Genomic DNA, 17,075 nt, shown 5'->3' on the forward strand with positions numbered 1-17,075 from the left:
CCACGGCCGTCGCCCCCGGCGCCACCATGCCATCCGCGGCCGGAGCCAGCCCGGTGTCGACCGGCTTCCACTCGCCGCCCACGCGGGTCCGCACAGGCCGCAGGTACTCACGCGCCTCCAGATTCCCGTCGGGGGTCGCGAACACCTCGCTCGACTCACCGCGCAACGAGAGGATCTCCACCGGCTCACCGGTACGCTCCGCCCGCGCCGCCGCCTCACCCTCCGTCGCCGCACCCGCCGCACCAGCGTCCGACGAAACCGCCGAGGGCGCACGCACACCAACCGGAGCCGCACCCGCCTCCACGACCGGCGCCGCGCCCAGCAACAGCGCCGTCCCCAACCCCGCCGTCAACCACGCCCGACAACCCAGCCCAAGCCCACGCAACACCAACAGAGCCCCACCCCTGAGACAACTCAACGTAACGTCGCGTCAACCTAACGGCACCGATCACGTCTGGACTAGACCATGATTCCCGGCAATCCCGGGCAATTCAGCCAGCCATCTCAGTGACTTACATCACATCAATTAGCCCTTTAGACACAAAGCTGCTCTGCAAAGCGAGCCCATCCGATCCCTTCAGTCACCCCCGTAGGACTGTCCAGGTCGCAGCGCGTGGTGCATGATCGTTCGGCAGCGGTCCCAGGAGGCGGGGACGAGGTGGCCGTAGACGTCGACAGTAGTTTTGATCGATTTGTGGCCGAGCCAGCGGGACACTTCGTGGATCGGGATGCCGTGGGCCAGGGCGGTGGAGGCGAAGAAGTGCCGCAGGCCGTGGGGGGTGTACTTCGGGCTGCCGTCCGGCTTGACGATGGCCGCTTCTGTGAGTGCTTTGCGGAAGTGGTAGCCGTAGGTGACGGCGGTGGGCATGGTGCGCTTGCCGCGCTCGCGCGGGGCGAAGAGGGTCTCGACGCCGTCTGCGGTTCTGGTGCCCCATTGCCGTAGGTGGGTGTCGATCTCGTCGGCGAGGAAGGCGGGGGTGGGGATGTCTCGGTACTCGTTCTCGGCGCGGTGCTTGAGGGGGATGAACCGGGTGACGCAGTCCTCGCGGTGGGCCTTGGAGCTGATCTGGCGGCGGATGCGGAGGAAGCCGTCGCGGTGGCAGTCGGCGGAGAAGGCGAGGGTCTCGCTGATCCGCAGCCCGGCGCCGGACTGGAGGTAGATCGTGAGCCGGTACTGGGGTGAGATCTGCTTGGCGATGAGGTCCACCTCGTAGAGGGTGGGGATCTCGTCCTCGTCGACCGCGTGGGATCCGGCGCGCGGGAGCTTGATGCCGTCGGTTGGGTCGTCGGAGCGCCGCTTTTCCTTGATCGCGGTCTTGAAGATGCTGGTGACCATCTTCATGCGGTCGCGGACGGTGCTCGGGGCGAGCTTCTTGCTGATGGCGGCCACGAACGTCTCGACGTCCCTGGTGCGGATGCCGATGACGGTCTTGTCGCCCAGGGCGGGGAGGAGGTGGATGCGCAGGAAGCTCTCGTAGTTGCGCCAGGTGCCCTCCGCGATGACCTGGCGGGCCAGCCATTCGGGGGCGTACTCGCGCAGGGGGATGTCGCCGCACTGGGGATCGAGGTAGTAACCCTCGTACTTGTCGCGTTCCAGGCGTGCGGCGAAGGCGTCAGCCTGGGTCTTCTTCTCGAAGCTGGGCTGGCGTTCGGCCCGCGAGACGCCGGGCTCGCGGTAGCGGACGGTCCACGGGTGACCGCAGCGGTCTCGTGTACAGGGGTAGTTGCTGTTGCGTTTGTCGCTCTTGCAGCGCTGGTAGACGGTGGCCACCGGTCCTGCATCCTCCTCGCGGGCCGGCGCGGGCTCGCGTCAGCCGTAATGCTTGTCGAGATAGCGGGTGACGTCGCGTGCGCGGAATCGCAGGAGGCGTCCGACCTTCTGGGGCGGGATGCCCCACAGCCGGTACTTGTTCCTGACGCTGGCCTGACTGACCCTGAGCCACGCCGCGACCTCCCCCACGGTCAGCAGCCGATCCGCACTGTCCGGGGCGGAACGTTCACGATCCGCGGAGCGGGGACGTCCGCCTCTTCCTTTCCGGGAGTTGACGGTGGGCGCGGTGGAGCTCGGCGGGGTGCCGGCTGCCGGGCCGGGGGTGGACCATGGACGCTCCACCTCGGGCACCGCGTCAAGCCCGCGGGCCTGTGCCCCGTCGTCCGGCGGCTCGACCGCGGTCATCGTTCGGTCTCCGCTCGCGGGCAGTGGCACTGAGCAGGAACATGTGCGGGGATGCCCCCGGGGAGAAGGATCTCCAAGGCGCGGGCGGCTTGGTGGGGGACGACGCTGTTGCCGAGGAGGCGGAGCTGGGTGCCGCGGGGCAGTCCCTCGGTGCCGGTGACCCAGCCTTGAGGGTCGCCCATCATCCATTCGATGAAGTCGGTGGACAACCGGCCCCTTCCGGACTGGGTAGGGCGGGGCGCGGCCCTTCCAGTCATGTGCTCCCATCGTCGGATGGCGGCCAGGTAGGGGCCCCACCAGCGGGCGGGTGAGTCGCCCCGATGTGTTGGTTCACGCCGACTTTGCATGTCGGAGGCGTGCCTGCGCGGTCTGTCTCGTCGGATGAGGCCGGGTGGGGCAGCGGATACGCGGGGTCGTCCTCCGCGGCAGCTCCGGCCGGCGTGCCGTGCGCAGCGCGTCTCGTCTCGGTGGAGGCAGTGCCGTGCTTGTGGTTCGGTGAGCCGCTGGTGTTGTCGCTGGCTCGCGGGGTGGGCAGGAAGTGTTCGATCTCGTCGGCCAGGGTCGGGCCGTGGCCTGCGGCCTTGCGCTTGTCCGGGTGCTGGGAGCCGCCGTTGCTGCCCAGGTTCGCCGTCGGGGTCTTCAGCAGCGGCCCGGCATCGGGGCGTCTGGGGCCAGGCGGTGAGGAAGATGCGTTCGCGGCGGTGCGGGGCGCCGATGTCGGAGGCGCGTAGGCACGTCCAGTTCGTGTCGTACCCGAGGTCGGCCAGGTCTGCGAGTAGCACGCCCAGTGCCCGCATGCGGGGTTGATCGGGGCGGTCTCCCGTACACCGCGTGCAGGGTTCCACGTGGCGAAGGGTGTGGATTCCGGCTCGGGTGGAGAGCAGGCCGCGGACATTCTCGATCACCACCAGGCAGGGGTTGAGGGCTTCGATGGCACGGGTGGCGTGGTGCCAGAGGCCGGAGCGGGTGCCGGTGGCCAGGCCGGTGCGGGGGCCGGCGACGGAGAGGTCCTGGCAGGGGAATCCGGCGGTGAGGACGCACACGGGGGCGGCGCTGTGCCAGTCGGTGGCTCGGACGTCTCCCAGGTTGGGGACGTCCGGCCAGTGCCGGGCCAGGGCCCGGGCGGCGTGGGGGCCGGTCTCGGCGTGCCAGGCGATGTGGCGTCCGAGCGCGGTCTGGACGGCGAGGTCCAGGCCGCCGACTCCGGAGAACAGGCTGCCGATCGGGAGATCAGTGGCCGCCACGGCGGCCTCTGTGGGTGCAGGTGCGGGATCGGATGGCTGCCGCGGGTGGCGCAGTGCGGGCGCTGTTGGTTGTGCAGGCCGATGCTTCCGGGCAGTGCTGCGTGGGCTGTCTGGGGCGGGTGAAGACCAGGACGTCCTCGTGCTGGATGACGGCGAGGGGGGTGCCCTGGCGGCGGGCGTCCTGGACGTTCTTCATCTGGAAGAACGAGGGGCGGGTGATCAGGCGGCTGTCGCGGATGCCGGCGAGGAGGGCGACGCAGCGCTCGGAGGGGGTGAGTCCGGCGGCCTGGCCGGCGGCGAGGACGGCGGAGGGCAGGTCGATGAGTTCGCCGCGTTCGCGCCAGGGGCGGGTGGTGACGACCACGGTGCCGCCGGGCCGGAGGACGTGTCGGCACTGGGTGAGGATGTCGGTGAAGGCGTCCAGGAGCCGGTCGGTGGCGACGTGGGCGAGGTTGGAGGGGTCGTGGCTGTAGCGGTAGTCCTTTTTGACCACGCCGCGTTCGCCGGTCTCGCGGGTGGAGCGGACTTGTCCGTGCACCGAGCGCCCGTAGGGCGGTGAGGTGACGACGAGGGCGACCTCGCCGTGGTGCTCTGCGTGGATGAGCTGGGTGAGCCGGCGGGCGTCGCCGCAGCGCACGTCGCCGGAGCCGCTGCCGCCCTGGTGGGTGGCATGGGCGACGTTGCGGCGGGCGAGGGTGACCCACTTGCGTTCGTACTCGACGCCGAGGGCGTGCCTGCCGAGGTGGATGGCTTCGACGAGGGTGGTGCCGATGCCGCACATCGGGTCCAGGACCAGGTCGCCGGGGCGGGTGTACGTGGCGATCGCGTGGGCGGCGATGCGCGGGAGCATCTTGGCGGGGTGGGCGGCGGATCCGGGCACGTAGCGGTTCCTGCGCTGGGCTGGGGCGGAGGTGGGTGCGGTGTTCCACACCGAGAGCGGGGAGGGCACGGCGTTCTCCTTGGCCTGGGTCTAGGTGTGGCGGATCGCGGACAGGGCGATGAGGTCGCAGTGCGCGACGCCGCCGGAGGTGTCAGCGGGACGGGCGGGTTCCAGGCGGTCGCCGGCCGGGCGGCCGTAGGCGATCACGATGTGCTGGAGGTAGCGGAAGCCGGCGGTGCGGGCGGATGCGATCAGGATGCCGAGGGGGTCGGTGAGTCGGCCGGCGTCCCGGCGTTGGCGGGTGGCCAGCAGCAGGAGACCGTCCGCGGGCAGGAGCCGGTGGGCGCGGTGGAAGAAGCCGGGCCAGTCGCTTTCGGCAGCGCCGGGCAGCTCGCTGTCGCCGAATGCTGTGGGAGCAGCGGGGAGCGCGTCGGGGTGGAGTTCCGCCAGGAGGAGGGACGGCTTCCTGACGCTGTCCTCGTCGTCGGCCGGGGCGGTGAAGGGGGTGACGGGGATCCGGGCGTCCATACCGGGTGTCATGTCCCGGATCGCGATCTTGAGGAGGGGGGCGGGCTCGTGGGCGGGGCGGTCGACGAAGTCGGTGCGGAGCTTGTCGATGGCCCAGGCGGGCAGTACCGCGCCGGGGATGGGAGCGGCGGGTTCGTCCGGGTCGGGGAGCCAGATGGTGGTCGGCAGGGATCGGGAGGTACGGGAGCGGGGAGGGGTGGGGTTCGGCATGCGATGGGCGGCGCCCGGTGCGTCGGGGTCCGGCCGTACTCGTGCTGACGTGAGTAATAGAGACTCGCCGGTTGATCTTTGCCATCGCGTCGTGACTGTTCGATCTCCTTGAAGGGCCGCTTTGCGTACGCCCGGCGCCTCCCGGCTATCCCGGCCCTGTGCGGCGTTTGCGCACGTCGCGGTGTGTGCGAGCCAGTCGTGTGCCACCGGCGAGCCACCGGCGAGCCGCTGGGGCGAGCCACACGGTGGGCAGGCAGAGGGATGTCGAGAATTTCTGTGTTCGATTCACTTTGCTCTGTATGGGGCGGCGCTCCAGGTCGGCCGGGGAGGGCCGGGGCAGGGCCTTCGCACATGCCGGGCGATTCGGTTGGCGGTGACGCGGCACTGGCATGCGGGTGGGCCGGCGGTGGCCCGGGGGCTTGGGAGGAGTGGCGGCGGAAGTTGTCCACGTCGTCACGGGAGATGCGCCATGCACCGCCGACACGCAGTTCACCGCCCCGCACCGAGTTCGCGCTGCAGCCTTCGTTCCCCGCTGGGGGAGCTGGAGCGGGGGTTCCTCGCCCTCGCTCAGGGAACGGAGCCGCTCACCTTCCCCGCGCACCTGGTGTGTGATGACCCCGACCGTGCGGCATGGACGGTCGACCGGGTCCGTACGCACCTGGCCCACCCCTCCACCCGCGAAGAGCTGCGCGAGCAGACCTGGCGTGAGGTGGTCCGGCGTGCCCGCGTTCTGGGTGAACCGTGGGGTGCAGTCGCTGTGGCCATGACCGTTCCGGTGCTGCGCCGGATGCTCGCCCGGCTGGCCCGCCCCGCCCACTTGGAGCGCGCTGAGATCGAGCAGGAGGCCCTGGCCGCCGTCGCCGCGGCCCTGCGCACGGTGGACCTTGGCGGGGAGCGGCTGGATCGGGAGTTGTTCAGCGCGGCCGACCGGGCGGTGCACCGTGTGGTGTACGCCGCGCACCGCCGCGCGAGCCGGGAGGCCGGCCCGGCGGCCGCGCACCTGGACCACCTGTGCGCCGCGCTGCAGGCGGACCGGGGCGAGCCGGTGGACGAGTTCACGGTGCTCGCCCGCGCCGTCAAGGCCCGGGTGGTCAACGTGGCGGAGGCACGGCTGATCGCCCGTACCCGCCTCGACGGCGAACCGATGAGCCTGCTTGCGGCCGAGCGCGGCGTGAGTGTGCGCCAGCTCTACCGGCACCGCAGGGCAGCCGAGGAGCACCTGGCCGCGTATCTGCGGGGTCGGGTGCAGGAGGTGTAGGGCGTCCGAACGGGGGATCTTCGGTGGCGTGGCGTCAATTCCCGCCACCGGTCTCTCTATTCACGGTGTACAGCGGCTCGGTCCGGCGTCGGGCCAGGCCGCCCGTTCTGGTCCGGGGCGGCGGCCGACGTCCCGGGCCGGGGCGGTGTCGCCAGGTGCGGGGTGAGCACGGCCGTCTCGTGCTGACACCCGAGAAACCCTTCCCGCCGCATCCGCGTAAGGAGGCCGGCGCCCGGGTCCAGGGTTCTGCTCACCCCGCCCCTGCCCTCCTGCGCCCCGCCTACGGCGACTCCTGCTCGTGTCCTGCTGATTGCCCGATGGAGGTGTGCCCATGCTCGGGAGATTCCGCCGGCCGTCCCGGCCCGAGGTCTGGTCGCTCGGCCGCTGGTGCTTCCGGCTGGGGTTCATCGCGGCCTTCACCGCGGTGACGCTGCTGACGGAGCCGCTGTACGTGTGGGCGGTGGCGGACATCCCGACCGTCATCACGAACCTGCGCAACTGGATTGTCGGCATCCTCACCGGTCTGGCCACCCTGTTCCTCACCTTCGGCGGACTGCGCTACCTGATGGCCGGCGGTGATCCCGGGGAGGTCGAGGCCGCCAAGCGCGCGCTGAAGGCCGCAGGCATCGGCTACGGACTGGCGATCCTGGCTCCGGTGATCGTGACGGTGCTGCAGGGTATCGTCGGGGCAGACGAGGGCGGGCAGTGACCGGCACCCGGTACCTGGGCCGCGCGCTGCCTGTGATGTTCCTGGCGGCCCTGGTGCTGGTTCCGCTGGCCCCGTCGGACTCCGCGCACGCCGTAGGCACCGCTGCTCTGGTCCCGGCGGCTCCGGACCCGCCCGAGCCTGAACCGCGGCCGGCGCCTCAGCCCGCGGCTCCCTCCCCGGAGCCCGAGCCGAGGCCGGATCCTGCGCCCGGTGCAACCCCCACCCCGGGCCGCCCCGACACCGAGCCGGAGGCGCCGTCCTCGCCTGAACCGACGCCGAGTCAGACGCCTCAGGCGTGCGAGCTGGACGGCGACCCGAGCGACTGCAACAACGGAGGCAGCGTTCTCGGTTTCCTCGACGTCCCCGGGATGGTCGTGGACGCGATCACCTCCTTCCTGGGAACGCTGATCGAGCAGATCATGAAACCGGTCCGGGAGTTGCTCGCCGACACTCTCCTGGCGACGCCCGACGTCACCAAGCACGCGGACATCAAGCGGCTGTGGACGGCGACGCTGGGCATCACGGCCGGCATCTACGTGCTGTTCGTGACCGCGGGCGGCATCACGGTCATGGGATACGAGACCGTTCAGACCCGCTACGCGCTGCAGCAGATCCTGCCGCGGCTGCTGCTGGGGATGGTCGCGGCGGCGATCTCGCTGACGGTGATGGGCAAGGCGATCAGCCTGTCCAACGCTCTGGCCCACGCGATCATGGCCACCGGCATGTCGGATGCCGGGCAGGGCATGGTCGAGCAAGTGCTCCCCTTCGCCCTGTTCGGCGGCGCGGGGTTGAAGCTGTATCTGCTGATCCTGGCGATCGTGATGATCGCGCTGGTGCTCGCGGTGCTGATCGGGTTCCTGGTACGCGTCGCGGTGATGGCGCTGCTGGCGGTGGCCGCACCGTTGATGCTCGCGTGTCACGCGCATCCGCTGACCGATCCGGTCGCTCGGCTGTGGTGGCGTGCCTTGGGCGGTTGCCTGGTCATTCAGATCGCGCAGTCGATGACGTTCGTTCTGGCGCTGAAGCTGTTCTTCGCTCCCGGCGCCAGGACTCTGGGCATTCCGAAGTCCGATCAGCTGGGCACGATGCTCGCCGGCGTGGCCCTGTTCTGGGTGCTGTTCAAGATCCCCGGCTGGACACTCCGGGTTGTCCTACGCGGCTCCCCACTGAGTAGTGCGCACGCGCCTGCCGGGGTGCGGATGCTCAAGCACCTGGCGATGTACCGGCTGCTGGACCACTACCTGCCCGGCGCGAGCCCGCTCCGCCGGCGCGGCGGGCCGCGCGGACGTGGCGGGGCCGCCGGGCTCGGCCTTGGCCGTGGCGGACCCGGCGGGGGCGGCGGTGCTGGCCGGCCCAGAGGGGGCAGGGGTGGGCCGGGCGGTTCCGGTGGCGGGCGCGGCAGCGGTGGCCGGCCCGGTGAAGGCGGGCGCGGGCCTGGTGGCGGAAGCCGGGGAACCGGCGGCATCGGTGGCATGCCCGGCGGCGGTGGCCGGCCGGGCGCGGGCCGCGGCGGATCCGGCTGCGGACCGTGCCAGCCCGGTGGGGGCAGCAGCGGGCCTGGTGGTCGCGGGAGCGGATCCGGTGGCGGCAGCAGCGGGCCCGGGGGTGGCGCTGGCCGGCCCGGGGGCGGTCGGCCGCCCGCCGGGCCTGGTCGAGGTGGTGTGGGAGGCGGGCCCGGGGCCGTGCCCGCCGGCGGCCGTGCAGTTCTCGCCCGCTCCGGTGGCCGGCCAGGGGCGGCAGGTCAGCCCGCACTGGGCGCCCCGGGCAGTCAGGGCGGATACCGCGCGGTCACCGCCGACGTACAGCAAGCCCTCATGGGCGCCGATGCTCCCGGCGCCAGTGGAGGGCCAGGCCACGCTCCTCGACGCCGCGGGAGTGCGGCGGCTCCCGTTCCGCCTACGCCGAGGAGCCCCCGCGCCGTGCCCCACCCTGCCGAGGCCCGCCGGGCCAGGCGGCTGGCCCTTCCTGTACCCGTAAGCCGCGTCCGCGTGCGTCTACCACGACCCATGCAGTTGCGGCTGCCCCTCGAACCGCCGCGGAGGTAAGCCCTCATGCACCCACCTGACGAGGCAGCAGACGCCTCGTACGCCACCCGCATTCCGGCCGACATCTCACGCCCCGACCGCCTCCTCGGACCGTTCACCGCCCGGCAGACCGCCATCCTCTCCCTGGCCGGAGTCGTGCTGTACGGCGGCTGGTGGGCCACCCGCGCCTTCATGACGCCGCTCACGTACGTCGTACTGGTCATCCCGATCGCCGGGGCGGTGGCCGTCCTCGCGGTCGGCCGGCGGGAGGGCATCGGCCTGGACCGCTTCCTGCTCGCCGCGCTCGCCCACACCCGCGCCCGGGGGCGCCGCGTGTACGCGCCCGAGGGAGTGCCGCCCCTGCCGACCGCCGTCCCCGAACGCTGGGCTGACGCCGCCGGTCCGCCTCCGTCGGCGGTGCGCATGCCGTACGACGGCATCACCTCAGACGGAGTGCTCGACCTGGGCGGTGAGGGACAGGCGGCGCTGGCGGCCTGCTCCACCGTGAACTTCGAGCTCCGCTCGGCGGCCGAGCAACAGGGCCTGACCGCCGCGTTCGCCCGCTGGCTCAACTCCCTGACCGGCCCCACCCAACTGCTGGTCCGCTGCCACCGCATCGACCTCGCGCCGCTCGCCACCACCCTCCAGCACCACGCCGCCGCGCTTCCGCATCCCGCACTGGAGCGGGCCGCCCGCGCGCACGCCGAGTTCCTCGCCGACCTCGCCGCGGGCGGCCACCTGCTCGGGCGGCAGATCGTGCTGATCTCCCGGGAAGAAGCGGCGGCACCCGGCGGGCGGCGCCGCACGGGCGAGGGGCGGGTGCTGCAGCGCTCGGCCGAGGCAGCCCGCGCGCTGGCCGCCGCCGAGGTCACGGTCACCCCGCTGGACAGCGGGCAGAGCGCCGAGCTGGTCAGCGCGGCCTGCAACCCCGACACCCCCACCCCAGCCGAGGACGGACCGGAAGGTGCCCACGCATGACCCTGCTCCGATTCAGCCGCCACCGCCCGAAGAACGACGCACCGGCTGTCGACGCCGCACGCCTGCTGGACGTGAACGGCCCCGAGGCCATCGAGGTACACGCCCGCGCCCTCGCCATCGGCGAACACCTGGCCACCACCCTGGTGGTCAGCGGCTACCCGGCCGAAGTCGCCCCCGGCTGGCTCGCCCCGCTGCTGAACTTCCCCGGCCACCTCGACATCGCCCTGCACATCGAGCCCGTCCCCAACCCCGTGGCGGCGGCCGGACTGAAGAAGCAGCGGGCCCGGCTGGAGTCCGGCCGCCGCACCGGCTTCGACAAGGGGCACCTGGACGATCCGGAGGTAGAGGCCGCCGCCGCGGACGCCGCCGACCTCGCGTATCGCATCGCCCGCGGCGAGGGAAAACTCTTCCACGTCGCCCTGTACCTGACCGTGCACGCCCCGGACGAGGAGAGCCTGGCCGAGCAGGCCGCCGCCGTCAGGGCGACCGCCGAGTCGCTGCTGATGACGGTCGCCCCGACCACGTACCGGGCCCTGCCGGGCTGGCTGGCCACCCTCCCGCTCGGCATCGACACCCTCAAGACGCGCCGCACCTTCGACACCGCCGCACTCGCCGCGTGCTTCCCCTTCACCAGCCCCGACCTGCCGATCACCGCAGACGAGAACGGCACGGCATGCGGGGTCCTGTACGGATTGAACACCGTCTCCGCAGCTCCGGTGATGTGGGACCGCTTCGCGCAGGACAACTACAACTCCATCACCCTGGCCCGCTCGGGGGCCGGCAAGTCGTACCTGACCAAACTGGAGCTGCTCCGCCTGCTGTTCACCGGTGTCACGGCCTCGGTGATCGACCCGGAGGACGAATACGTCCGCCTCGCCGACACCGTCGGCGGGAACGTCGTCGCCCTGGGCGCCGACGGCGTACGCCTCAACCCCTTCGACCTCCCGGCCGCGACCGACGGCGGCGAGGACGTCCTGACCCGGCGCGTGCTGTTCCTGCACACCTTCCTCGCCGTTCTCCTGGGCAGCAACCTGACCGCGGCGGAGAAGGCGGTGCTGGATCAGGCCATCCTGACCACCTACGCCCGCGCCGGGATCACCACAGACCCTCGCACCTGGCGACGGACCCCGCCCACTCTCGGCGACCTCGCCGCGGTCGTGGCCGACGACGGCGGCGAGACGGCGGCCGATCTCACCGACCGGCTCGTTCCCTTCACCACCGGCTCGCACGCACGGCTGTTCAACGGCGCGAGCACCGTCTCCACCACCGGGCACCTCGTCGTGTTCGCGCTGCGTCAGCTCCCCGACGAGGTCAAGGCACCGGCCATGCTGCTCGCGCTGGACACCATCTGGCGGCAGGTCACCGACCGCGCCCACCACGGTCGTCACCTGGTCGTGGTGGACGAGGCGTGGCTGCTGATGCGCGACGGGGCCGGTGCGCGCTTCCTGTTCCGCCTGGCCAAGGCGGCACGCAAGCACTGGACCGGTCTTGCGATGGTCACCCAGGACGCCGACGACGTCCTCGCCTCCCCGCTCGGCCGGGCCATCGTCTCCAACGCGGCCACCCAGATCCTGCTCCGCCAAGCCCCGCAGGCCATCGACGTGATCAGCGAGAACTTCCACCTCTGCCACGGCGAGCGCGAGTTCTTGCTCTCCGCGACCCGCGGCGAGGCCCTGCTGCTGACCGGCGACCGCCGGCACAAGGTCGCCCTGATCAGCGTCGCCGCCCCCGGCGAACACGAGGTGATCACCACGGATCCCGGCGAACTCATCACCCGACACCCGGAAGACGAGGAACCCGACACCGATGACCCCTACGCCGATGCCCTCGTCGGCGACGACGTGGGAGGAGGGGCATGACGGCGCCCCCAGCCCACACCGCGCCCCAGCCGAGCGGGCCGCTGGTGGACTTCCTCACCAACCCCGGCAGCTGGGCCACGGTCGGCAGCCAGGCCGTCGGCTGGCTCGCCGCCCACGCGCCGATCGTCGCCCCGTGCACAGCCGTCGCCGTGACCAGTGGCTACGTGCTCAACACCCGCCTGCGCCGGCGGCGCGAGCAGCGCCACGCCCAGGGCGCACGCTGTGTGGAGGTCCTCTCGCCGCCCACCGTCGCGCCCCGCGGCGGTGAAGTCCTGTGGGCTCAGCTCGCCGGTCTCCTACGCCCCTGGTGGCGCCGGATCACCACCGGCCAGCCGCATCTCGCCTTCGAATACACCTGGTCCCACACCGGGCTGTCCATCCGCCTGTGGCTGCCCGGCACCGTACCGCTGGGCCTCGTACGCCGCGCCGTCGAGGCCGCCTGGCCCGGCGCCCACACCCGCGTCACCGCACCCGCCCCACTCCTTGCGCCCGGCCACACGGTCTCCGCGGGGAGGCTGCGCCCGGCCCGCCCCGACGTCCTCCCGCTGCGCACGGACCACGCCGCCGACCCGCTCCGAGCGCTCCTCCAGGCCGCCACCGGCATGGGCGAGGACGAGTCCGCGTGCGTGCAGATCCTGGCCCGCCCCGCCACCGGCAGCGCGCTGCGCCGGGCCCGCCGCCACGCCCGCAGCCTCAAAGCCGGACGCACTCCCGCCCGCCTCCTTGCCCTGACCGCGCTGCTGTTCCACCGCGCCCAGCCCGCCGCCACCGGCAAGCAGGACCCCGAGCACAGCGTCGCCGTACGGCAGTCGGCCACCAAGCTCTCCGGCCCGCAGTGGCAGTGCACCCTCACCTACGCCGCCACCTGCTCCCCCAAAGCAGAACGCTCGGAGGACGTGGCGCGCGGCCGGGCCCACGCCCTCGCCTCCTCCTTCGGCCTCTACGCCGACCGCAACTACCTCGCCCGCACCCGGCTACGCCATCCCGACCCGTACCTCAGCGCCCGAGGCTTCCCGCTCGCCCGCCCCGCGCTGCTGTCGGTCCCCGAGCTCGCCGCCCTCGCCCACCTGCCCCTCGACCCGGACGCCCCAGGCGTCCGCCGGGCCGGCGCCCGCTCCGTCCTGCCACCCCCGCAGGTCCCCGAGCCCTCCCCCGGCAACGGCGTCAAGCCCCTCGGCCGCTCCGACACCGGCGCGCGCCGCGGAATCGGCCTCGCGGTCACCGACGTCCGCCACCACCTCCACGTCATGGGCGCGACCGGCTCCGGCAAGTCCACCCTCATCGCCAACCTCGCCCTTCACGACGTACGCCACCACCGGGGCGTCATCGTCATCGACCCCAAAGGCGACCTCGTCACCGACCTCCTGGACCGCCTCCCCGACACCTGCGCCGACCGCCTGGTCCTCATCGACCCCGACGACCCGCACACCCCGCCGTGCCTGAACGTCCTCGACGGCACCGACATCGACGTCGTCGTCGACAACATCACCGGCATCTTCCGCCGGATCTTCACCGCCTTCTGGGGCCCGCGCACCGACGACGTGATGCGGGCCGCCTGCCTGACCCTCCTCAAACACCGCGACCGTACCCGCCAACTGGTCACCCTCGCCGACGTCCCCCGCCTCCTCGGCGAGTCCGCCTACCGGCTGCGCATCATCCCCGCGCTCAAAGACCCGGTGCTGCGCGGCTTCTGGGCCTGGTACGAGTCCATGTCCGAGCCCTCCCGCGCCGCCGTCATCGGCCCGGTCATGAACAAGCTGCGCGCCTTCCTGCTACGGGACTTCGCCCGCCGCACCATCTCCGCCGGCCCCTCCACCTTCGGCCTCGGCCACGTCCTCGACGGCGGCATCCTCCTCGCCCGCCTCCCCAAGGGAGCCCTCGGCGAGGAGACCGCCCGGCTGCTGGGCTCGTTCATCGTCGCCGGCACCTGGCAGGCGGCAGCCGCCCGCGCCCGCGTCCCCGAGCACACCCGCATCGACGCCACGCTGAGCATCGACGAGGCGCACAACTTCCTCACCCTCCCCTACCCGCTGGAGGACATGCTCGCCGAGGCACGCGGCTACCGCCTGTCCATGCTCCTCGCCCACCAGCACCTCGCACAGCTCCCGCGCGACCTGCGCGAAGGCATCTCCGCCAACGCCCGCAACAAGATCTTCTTCAACGCCTCCCCGGAAGACGCCGGCGCCCTGGAACGGCACACCCTGCCCACCCTGGCCGCGCACGACCTCGCCCACCTCGGCCCCTACCAGGCCGCCGCCCACCTGCTCACCGGCGGCGCCGAATCCGCCGCCTTCACCCTCACCACCCGGCCCCTACCGCCCGCCGTGCCCGGCCGGGCCAAGGACCTACGAGCCGCCGCCGGCGGACGTACCGGCCCCCGCCCGGCCACCCGCCCCTGACACACCCCTCCCGCCCCACACCCCTGGTGGAGATCCAGCATGCCCGCACTCCCCCGCCCGGCCTCCGGCCCCGGCTCGCGCTACACCGCCCGCGCCGCCACCACCCGCCGACGCACCACCCCGCACACCGACATCGCCGCCCTCTCCCGCATCCTCACCGCCCGCGACCTGTGGCTGACCCGGATGCTGAACGAACACCGCGTCCTGACCACCCACCAGATCGCCAGCCTCGCCTACACCTCCCTGCGCTCCGCCCAGCGCCGCCTGCGCACCCTGCACCACCACGCCGTCCTCGACTCCTTCCGCCCCCTCACCCAGACCGGCTCCGCCCCCGAGCACTACACCCTCGGCCCGGCCGGCGCCGCCGTACTCGCCGCCCACGCCGGATGCGACCTCACCGACCTGGGCTGGCGCCCCAGCCACACCGGCCGCGTCGCCTACAGCCCCTCCCTCGGCCACGACCTCGGCGTCAACGAACTCCTCGTGCACCTCGCCGCCCACGGCCGCACCGCCGCCACAACCGGACTGCCGCTGTGGCTTTCCGAGCGCTCCTGCGCCCGCCGCTGGGGCGACATCGTCCGCCCCGACGCCTACGCCCACTACGCCGACGGCGACCTGCTGCTCCCGTTCTTCCTCGAATACGACACCGGCAGCCAGCCCCTGTCCCGCGTCGAAGCGAAACTCACCGGCTACGCCGCCTTCACCACCACCACGGCAAGCGCCCGGCCGGCCCTGCTCATCCACACCCGCACCGCCTCCCGCGACCAGGCCCTGCGCCGCCGCCTCGCCACCGCCGCACGCGAACTGGACCTGAACATCGCCACCTCGTCCGCGGACTTCACCACCACCGAACCCTGGGGCCCCTGGTGGAGCCCCCTGGCCCCCGGAGACACGCGGCGCACCACCCTCACCCACCTCGCCACCCGGTGGCCCCGGCTCAGCCCGGCCTGCGAACTGGAGCCCACCGACGCCGACACCGCCCTCACCCTCCCCGTACCCCCGCTCCCGCCCGCCACCGGGGCGGGCTCGTGACCTCGCTGCTCGCCAAGACCACCGGAAGTATCGGCTGCGCGATCCTCGCGCTCCCGCTGCTGGTCGCCGTCGTCATCGCCGCGCTGCTGGGCGGTCTGTCCTCCGGCGGCAACGTGGCGGCTTCGCCGAGCAAGCACGCACTGGCAGACATCCCCGCCCACCTGCTCGCCCTCTACCAGCGCGCCGCGAAGGAGTGCCCGGGCCTGTCATGGGCGGTCCTCGCCGCGATCGGCAAGGTCGAGTCCGACCACGCGCGCCACCCCACCATGAAGTCCTCGGCGGGCGCGGTCGGGCCGATGCAGTTCCTCCCCTCCACCTTCAGGCAGTACGCCCATCCGGTACCGCCGGGCGGGAAGAAACCGCCGACACCCTGGGACCCGGTCGACGCCGTCTACGCCGCCGCCCGGCTGCTGTGCGCCAACGGCGCCAAGAACGGCCAGAACCTACGGCGCGCCATCTGGCACTACAACCACTCCGACACATACGTGAACCGTGTCCTCGCCATCGCCGACAGGTACGAGTCCGCCGCCCCGGCCCGAACCGGGGCCGCGGCCGAGGCGGTCGCCTTCGCCCGCGCCCAGCTCGGCGCGCCCTACGTGTGGGGCGGCGACAGCCCGGCCGAGGGCGGCTTCGACTGCTCCGGACTGACCAAGGCCGCCTACGCCTCCGCCGGCATCACCCTGCCCCGCGTCGCCCAGGACCAGTACCGCCACGGCCCACGCGTACCCCGCGGTGCTCCGCTGCTTCCCGGGGACCTCCTGTTCTTCGGCACCGGTACAGGGCACATCACCCACGTCGCCCTCTACAGCGGCTCCAGCCGCGCGATCGACGCCCCACGGCCCGGAGCCGTCGTACGCGAAGGCCCAGCCGGCACTCAAAGGCCGACCTACCAGGGAGCGACCCGCCCCGCGGCCGGCAAGGGCCGCCGGTGAACGGACCACCGCCCGAAGAGGCAGCCCGGATGCTGCGCGCGCTCACCGCGGTGCTGTGCGCGGTCGGATTCCTGGCGCTGGTGTTCACCGCAGTCAACGTCACCGGCTTCGCCACCAGCCGCGGCATCCCGCTGCCGATCGCGATCCTGCTGGACCCCATAATCAGCATCGCTCTGGCCGGCACCCTCTACGCCGACTCCCGCCTAGCCGGCTGGGGCCTCACCCCGCCGGCCTGGTCGACCACCATGCGCTGGGGCACCGGCCTGTGCGCAGCACTCATGAACACCTGGGCCTCGCTGTGGCCCGACGGACGCATCGGCCTCCCCCGCCAGGCGGACCCAGCCGCGGTACTTCTCCACCTGACGCCCCCGCTGCTGCTGATCGCCCTGGCCGAGACCATCGCCGCCTACCGCCGCCTGCTGACCGAGGTACACCACCGCACCCCGCCCGCACCCGCGTCCGATCCACCCCGGACCACCACGCACCCGCCTCCGATCCCGCACAAAGCCGCCACCGCCGGACCACCGCACCCCGCCCCGGCAACCACCACCGGCACCCGGGTGCGCCCCAGCGCGGCCGGCTCCCGCCCCCGCCCCCGTCACGTACACCCCGCCGACGGCGAACTGTTCGCGCGCGCCATGGCCCTGGACACCGCATGGCGGGAGCGAACGGGCCAACCCATCTCCATCCGCCAGCTGCGTCGCCAGCTGCACCTCGGACAGGAGCGCGCCCGCACCTTGCGCACCCGCCTGGACAACGCGCACCCAGCGGGTGCACCCGCACCCGACACCGCACCCCGACATCTCTTTGACCAGGAGAGATCCGGCGCTTGACGAACACCCAAGA

15 protein-coding genes and 1 pseudogene are annotated in these 17,075 nt (G+C 72.6%); 9 read left to right on the forward strand and 7 right to left on the reverse strand.

The genetic code is table 11. The features are described from left to right. The 7 genes and pseudogenes from ABD317_RS03450 to ABD317_RS03475 all read right to left on the reverse strand — a co-directional run. A partial coding sequence (locus ABD317_RS03450) for a hypothetical protein (RefSeq protein WP_344287675.1) occupies positions 1-181 on the reverse strand: 181 nt, incomplete at its 3' end. Between the two features lie 396 nt (positions 182-577). After that, the gene (locus tag ABD317_RS03455; RefSeq protein ID WP_344287677.1) at positions 578-1,771 is read right to left on the reverse strand and encodes a tyrosine-type recombinase/integrase; all 1,194 of its coding nucleotides are present in this window, start codon (positions 1,769-1,771) and stop codon (positions 578-580) included. Between the two features lie 39 nt (positions 1,772-1,810). Then, a complete protein-coding gene (locus tag ABD317_RS03460) occupies positions 1,811-2,176 on the reverse strand; it encodes a helix-turn-helix domain-containing protein (RefSeq protein WP_344287679.1) in 366 nt (121 codons plus the stop codon). After that, entirely contained in the window at positions 2,173-2,385 is a 213-nt protein-coding gene (locus tag ABD317_RS03465) for a hypothetical protein (protein WP_344287681.1), read from the reverse strand. Before ABD317_RS03465 ends, ABD317_RS03460 begins: the two co-directional genes overlap by 4 nt. Positions 2,386-2,871: 486 nt before the next feature. After that, positions 2,872-3,420 (reverse strand): annotated as a pseudogene (locus ABD317_RS37730) (DNA cytosine methyltransferase); the annotation flags it as partial. Further along, positions 3,407-4,369: a TRM11 family SAM-dependent methyltransferase gene (locus tag ABD317_RS03470; RefSeq protein WP_344287683.1), complete on the reverse strand. Its 963-nt coding sequence runs from the start codon at positions 4,367-4,369 to the stop codon at positions 3,407-3,409. The gene ABD317_RS03470 and the pseudogene ABD317_RS37730, both read right to left, overlap by 14 nt. Before the next feature lie 21 nt (positions 4,370-4,390). Then, positions 4,391-5,038, reverse strand: a complete 648-nt coding sequence (locus ABD317_RS03475; RefSeq protein WP_344287685.1) for a hypothetical protein — start codon at positions 5,036-5,038, stop codon at positions 4,391-4,393. A 469-nt stretch (positions 5,039-5,507) separates the two neighbouring features. On the opposite strand from ABD317_RS03475, the gene ABD317_RS03480 reads away from it, so the two are divergent. From ABD317_RS03480 to ABD317_RS03520, 9 genes are all read left to right on the forward strand, one after another. Further along, the gene (locus ABD317_RS03480) at positions 5,508-6,296 is read left to right on the forward strand and encodes a hypothetical protein (protein ID WP_344287687.1); all 789 of its coding nucleotides are present in this window, start codon (positions 5,508-5,510) and stop codon (positions 6,294-6,296) included. Positions 6,297-6,627: 331 nt separating this feature from the next. Continuing rightward, complete coding sequence (locus ABD317_RS03485; protein WP_344287689.1) at positions 6,628-7,005, forward strand: pilin; 378 nt, start codon at positions 6,628-6,630, stop codon at positions 7,003-7,005. A gap of 368 nt (positions 7,006-7,373) precedes the next feature. Then, positions 7,374-9,050: a TrbL/VirB6 family protein gene (locus tag ABD317_RS03490; RefSeq protein WP_344287691.1), complete on the forward strand. Its 1,677-nt coding sequence runs from the start codon at positions 7,374-7,376 to the stop codon at positions 9,048-9,050. A gap of 6 nt (positions 9,051-9,056) precedes the next feature. Then, positions 9,057-10,007: a PrgI family protein gene (locus tag ABD317_RS03495; protein ID WP_344287692.1), complete on the forward strand. Its 951-nt coding sequence runs from the start codon at positions 9,057-9,059 to the stop codon at positions 10,005-10,007. Beyond that, positions 10,004-11,866 (forward strand): VirB4 family type IV secretion system protein, encoded by a 1,863-nt coding sequence (locus tag ABD317_RS03500; RefSeq protein ID WP_344287694.1) that lies wholly within the window; start codon positions 10,004-10,006, stop codon positions 11,864-11,866. The genes ABD317_RS03495 and ABD317_RS03500 overlap by 4 nt, the downstream gene beginning before the upstream one ends. Continuing rightward, on the forward strand, positions 11,863-14,265 hold the full coding sequence (locus ABD317_RS03505; protein ID WP_344287696.1) for a type IV secretory system conjugative DNA transfer family protein: 2,403 nt from the start codon (positions 11,863-11,865) through the stop codon (positions 14,263-14,265). Before ABD317_RS03500 ends, ABD317_RS03505 begins: the two co-directional genes overlap by 4 nt. Positions 14,266-14,304: 39 nt before the next feature. Beyond that, complete coding sequence (locus ABD317_RS03510; RefSeq protein WP_344287698.1) at positions 14,305-15,297, forward strand: replication-relaxation family protein; 993 nt, start codon at positions 14,305-14,307, stop codon at positions 15,295-15,297. Next, positions 15,294-16,229, forward strand: a complete 936-nt coding sequence (locus ABD317_RS03515; protein WP_344287700.1) for a C40 family peptidase — start codon at positions 15,294-15,296, stop codon at positions 16,227-16,229. Before ABD317_RS03510 ends, ABD317_RS03515 begins: the two co-directional genes overlap by 4 nt. Then, positions 16,226-17,062: a hypothetical protein gene (locus tag ABD317_RS03520; protein WP_344287702.1), complete on the forward strand. Its 837-nt coding sequence runs from the start codon at positions 16,226-16,228 to the stop codon at positions 17,060-17,062. The genes ABD317_RS03515 and ABD317_RS03520 overlap by 4 nt, the downstream gene beginning before the upstream one ends. The last annotated feature ends 13 nt before the right edge of the window (positions 17,063-17,075 follow it).

The sequence above is a fragment of the Streptomyces synnematoformans genome (assembly GCF_039531005.1).
Classification (GTDB): Bacteria; Actinomycetota; Actinomycetes; order Streptomycetales; family Streptomycetaceae; genus Streptomyces; species Streptomyces synnematoformans.

Coding starts and splice junctions, on each gene's coding strand:
- ABD317_RS03460 (WP_344287679.1), bottom strand. CDS start 2,176: ATGACCGCGGTCGAGCCGCCGGACGACGGGGCACAGGCCCGCGGGCTT.
- ABD317_RS03475 (WP_344287685.1), bottom strand. CDS start 5,038: ATGCCGAACCCCACCCCTCCCCGCTCCCGTACCTCCCGATCCCTGCCG.
- ABD317_RS03480 (WP_344287687.1), top strand. CDS start 5,508: ATGCACCGCCGACACGCAGTTCACCGCCCCGCACCGAGTTCGCGCTGC.
- ABD317_RS03485 (WP_344287689.1), top strand. CDS start 6,628: ATGCTCGGGAGATTCCGCCGGCCGTCCCGGCCCGAGGTCTGGTCGCTC.
- ABD317_RS03490 (WP_344287691.1), top strand. CDS start 7,374: ATGGTCGTGGACGCGATCACCTCCTTCCTGGGAACGCTGATCGAGCAG.
- ABD317_RS03495 (WP_344287692.1), top strand. CDS start 9,057: ATGCACCCACCTGACGAGGCAGCAGACGCCTCGTACGCCACCCGCATT.
- ABD317_RS03500 (WP_344287694.1), top strand. CDS start 10,004: ATGACCCTGCTCCGATTCAGCCGCCACCGCCCGAAGAACGACGCACCG.
- ABD317_RS03505 (WP_344287696.1), top strand. CDS start 11,863: ATGACGGCGCCCCCAGCCCACACCGCGCCCCAGCCGAGCGGGCCGCTG.
- ABD317_RS03510 (WP_344287698.1), top strand. CDS start 14,305: ATGCCCGCACTCCCCCGCCCGGCCTCCGGCCCCGGCTCGCGCTACACC.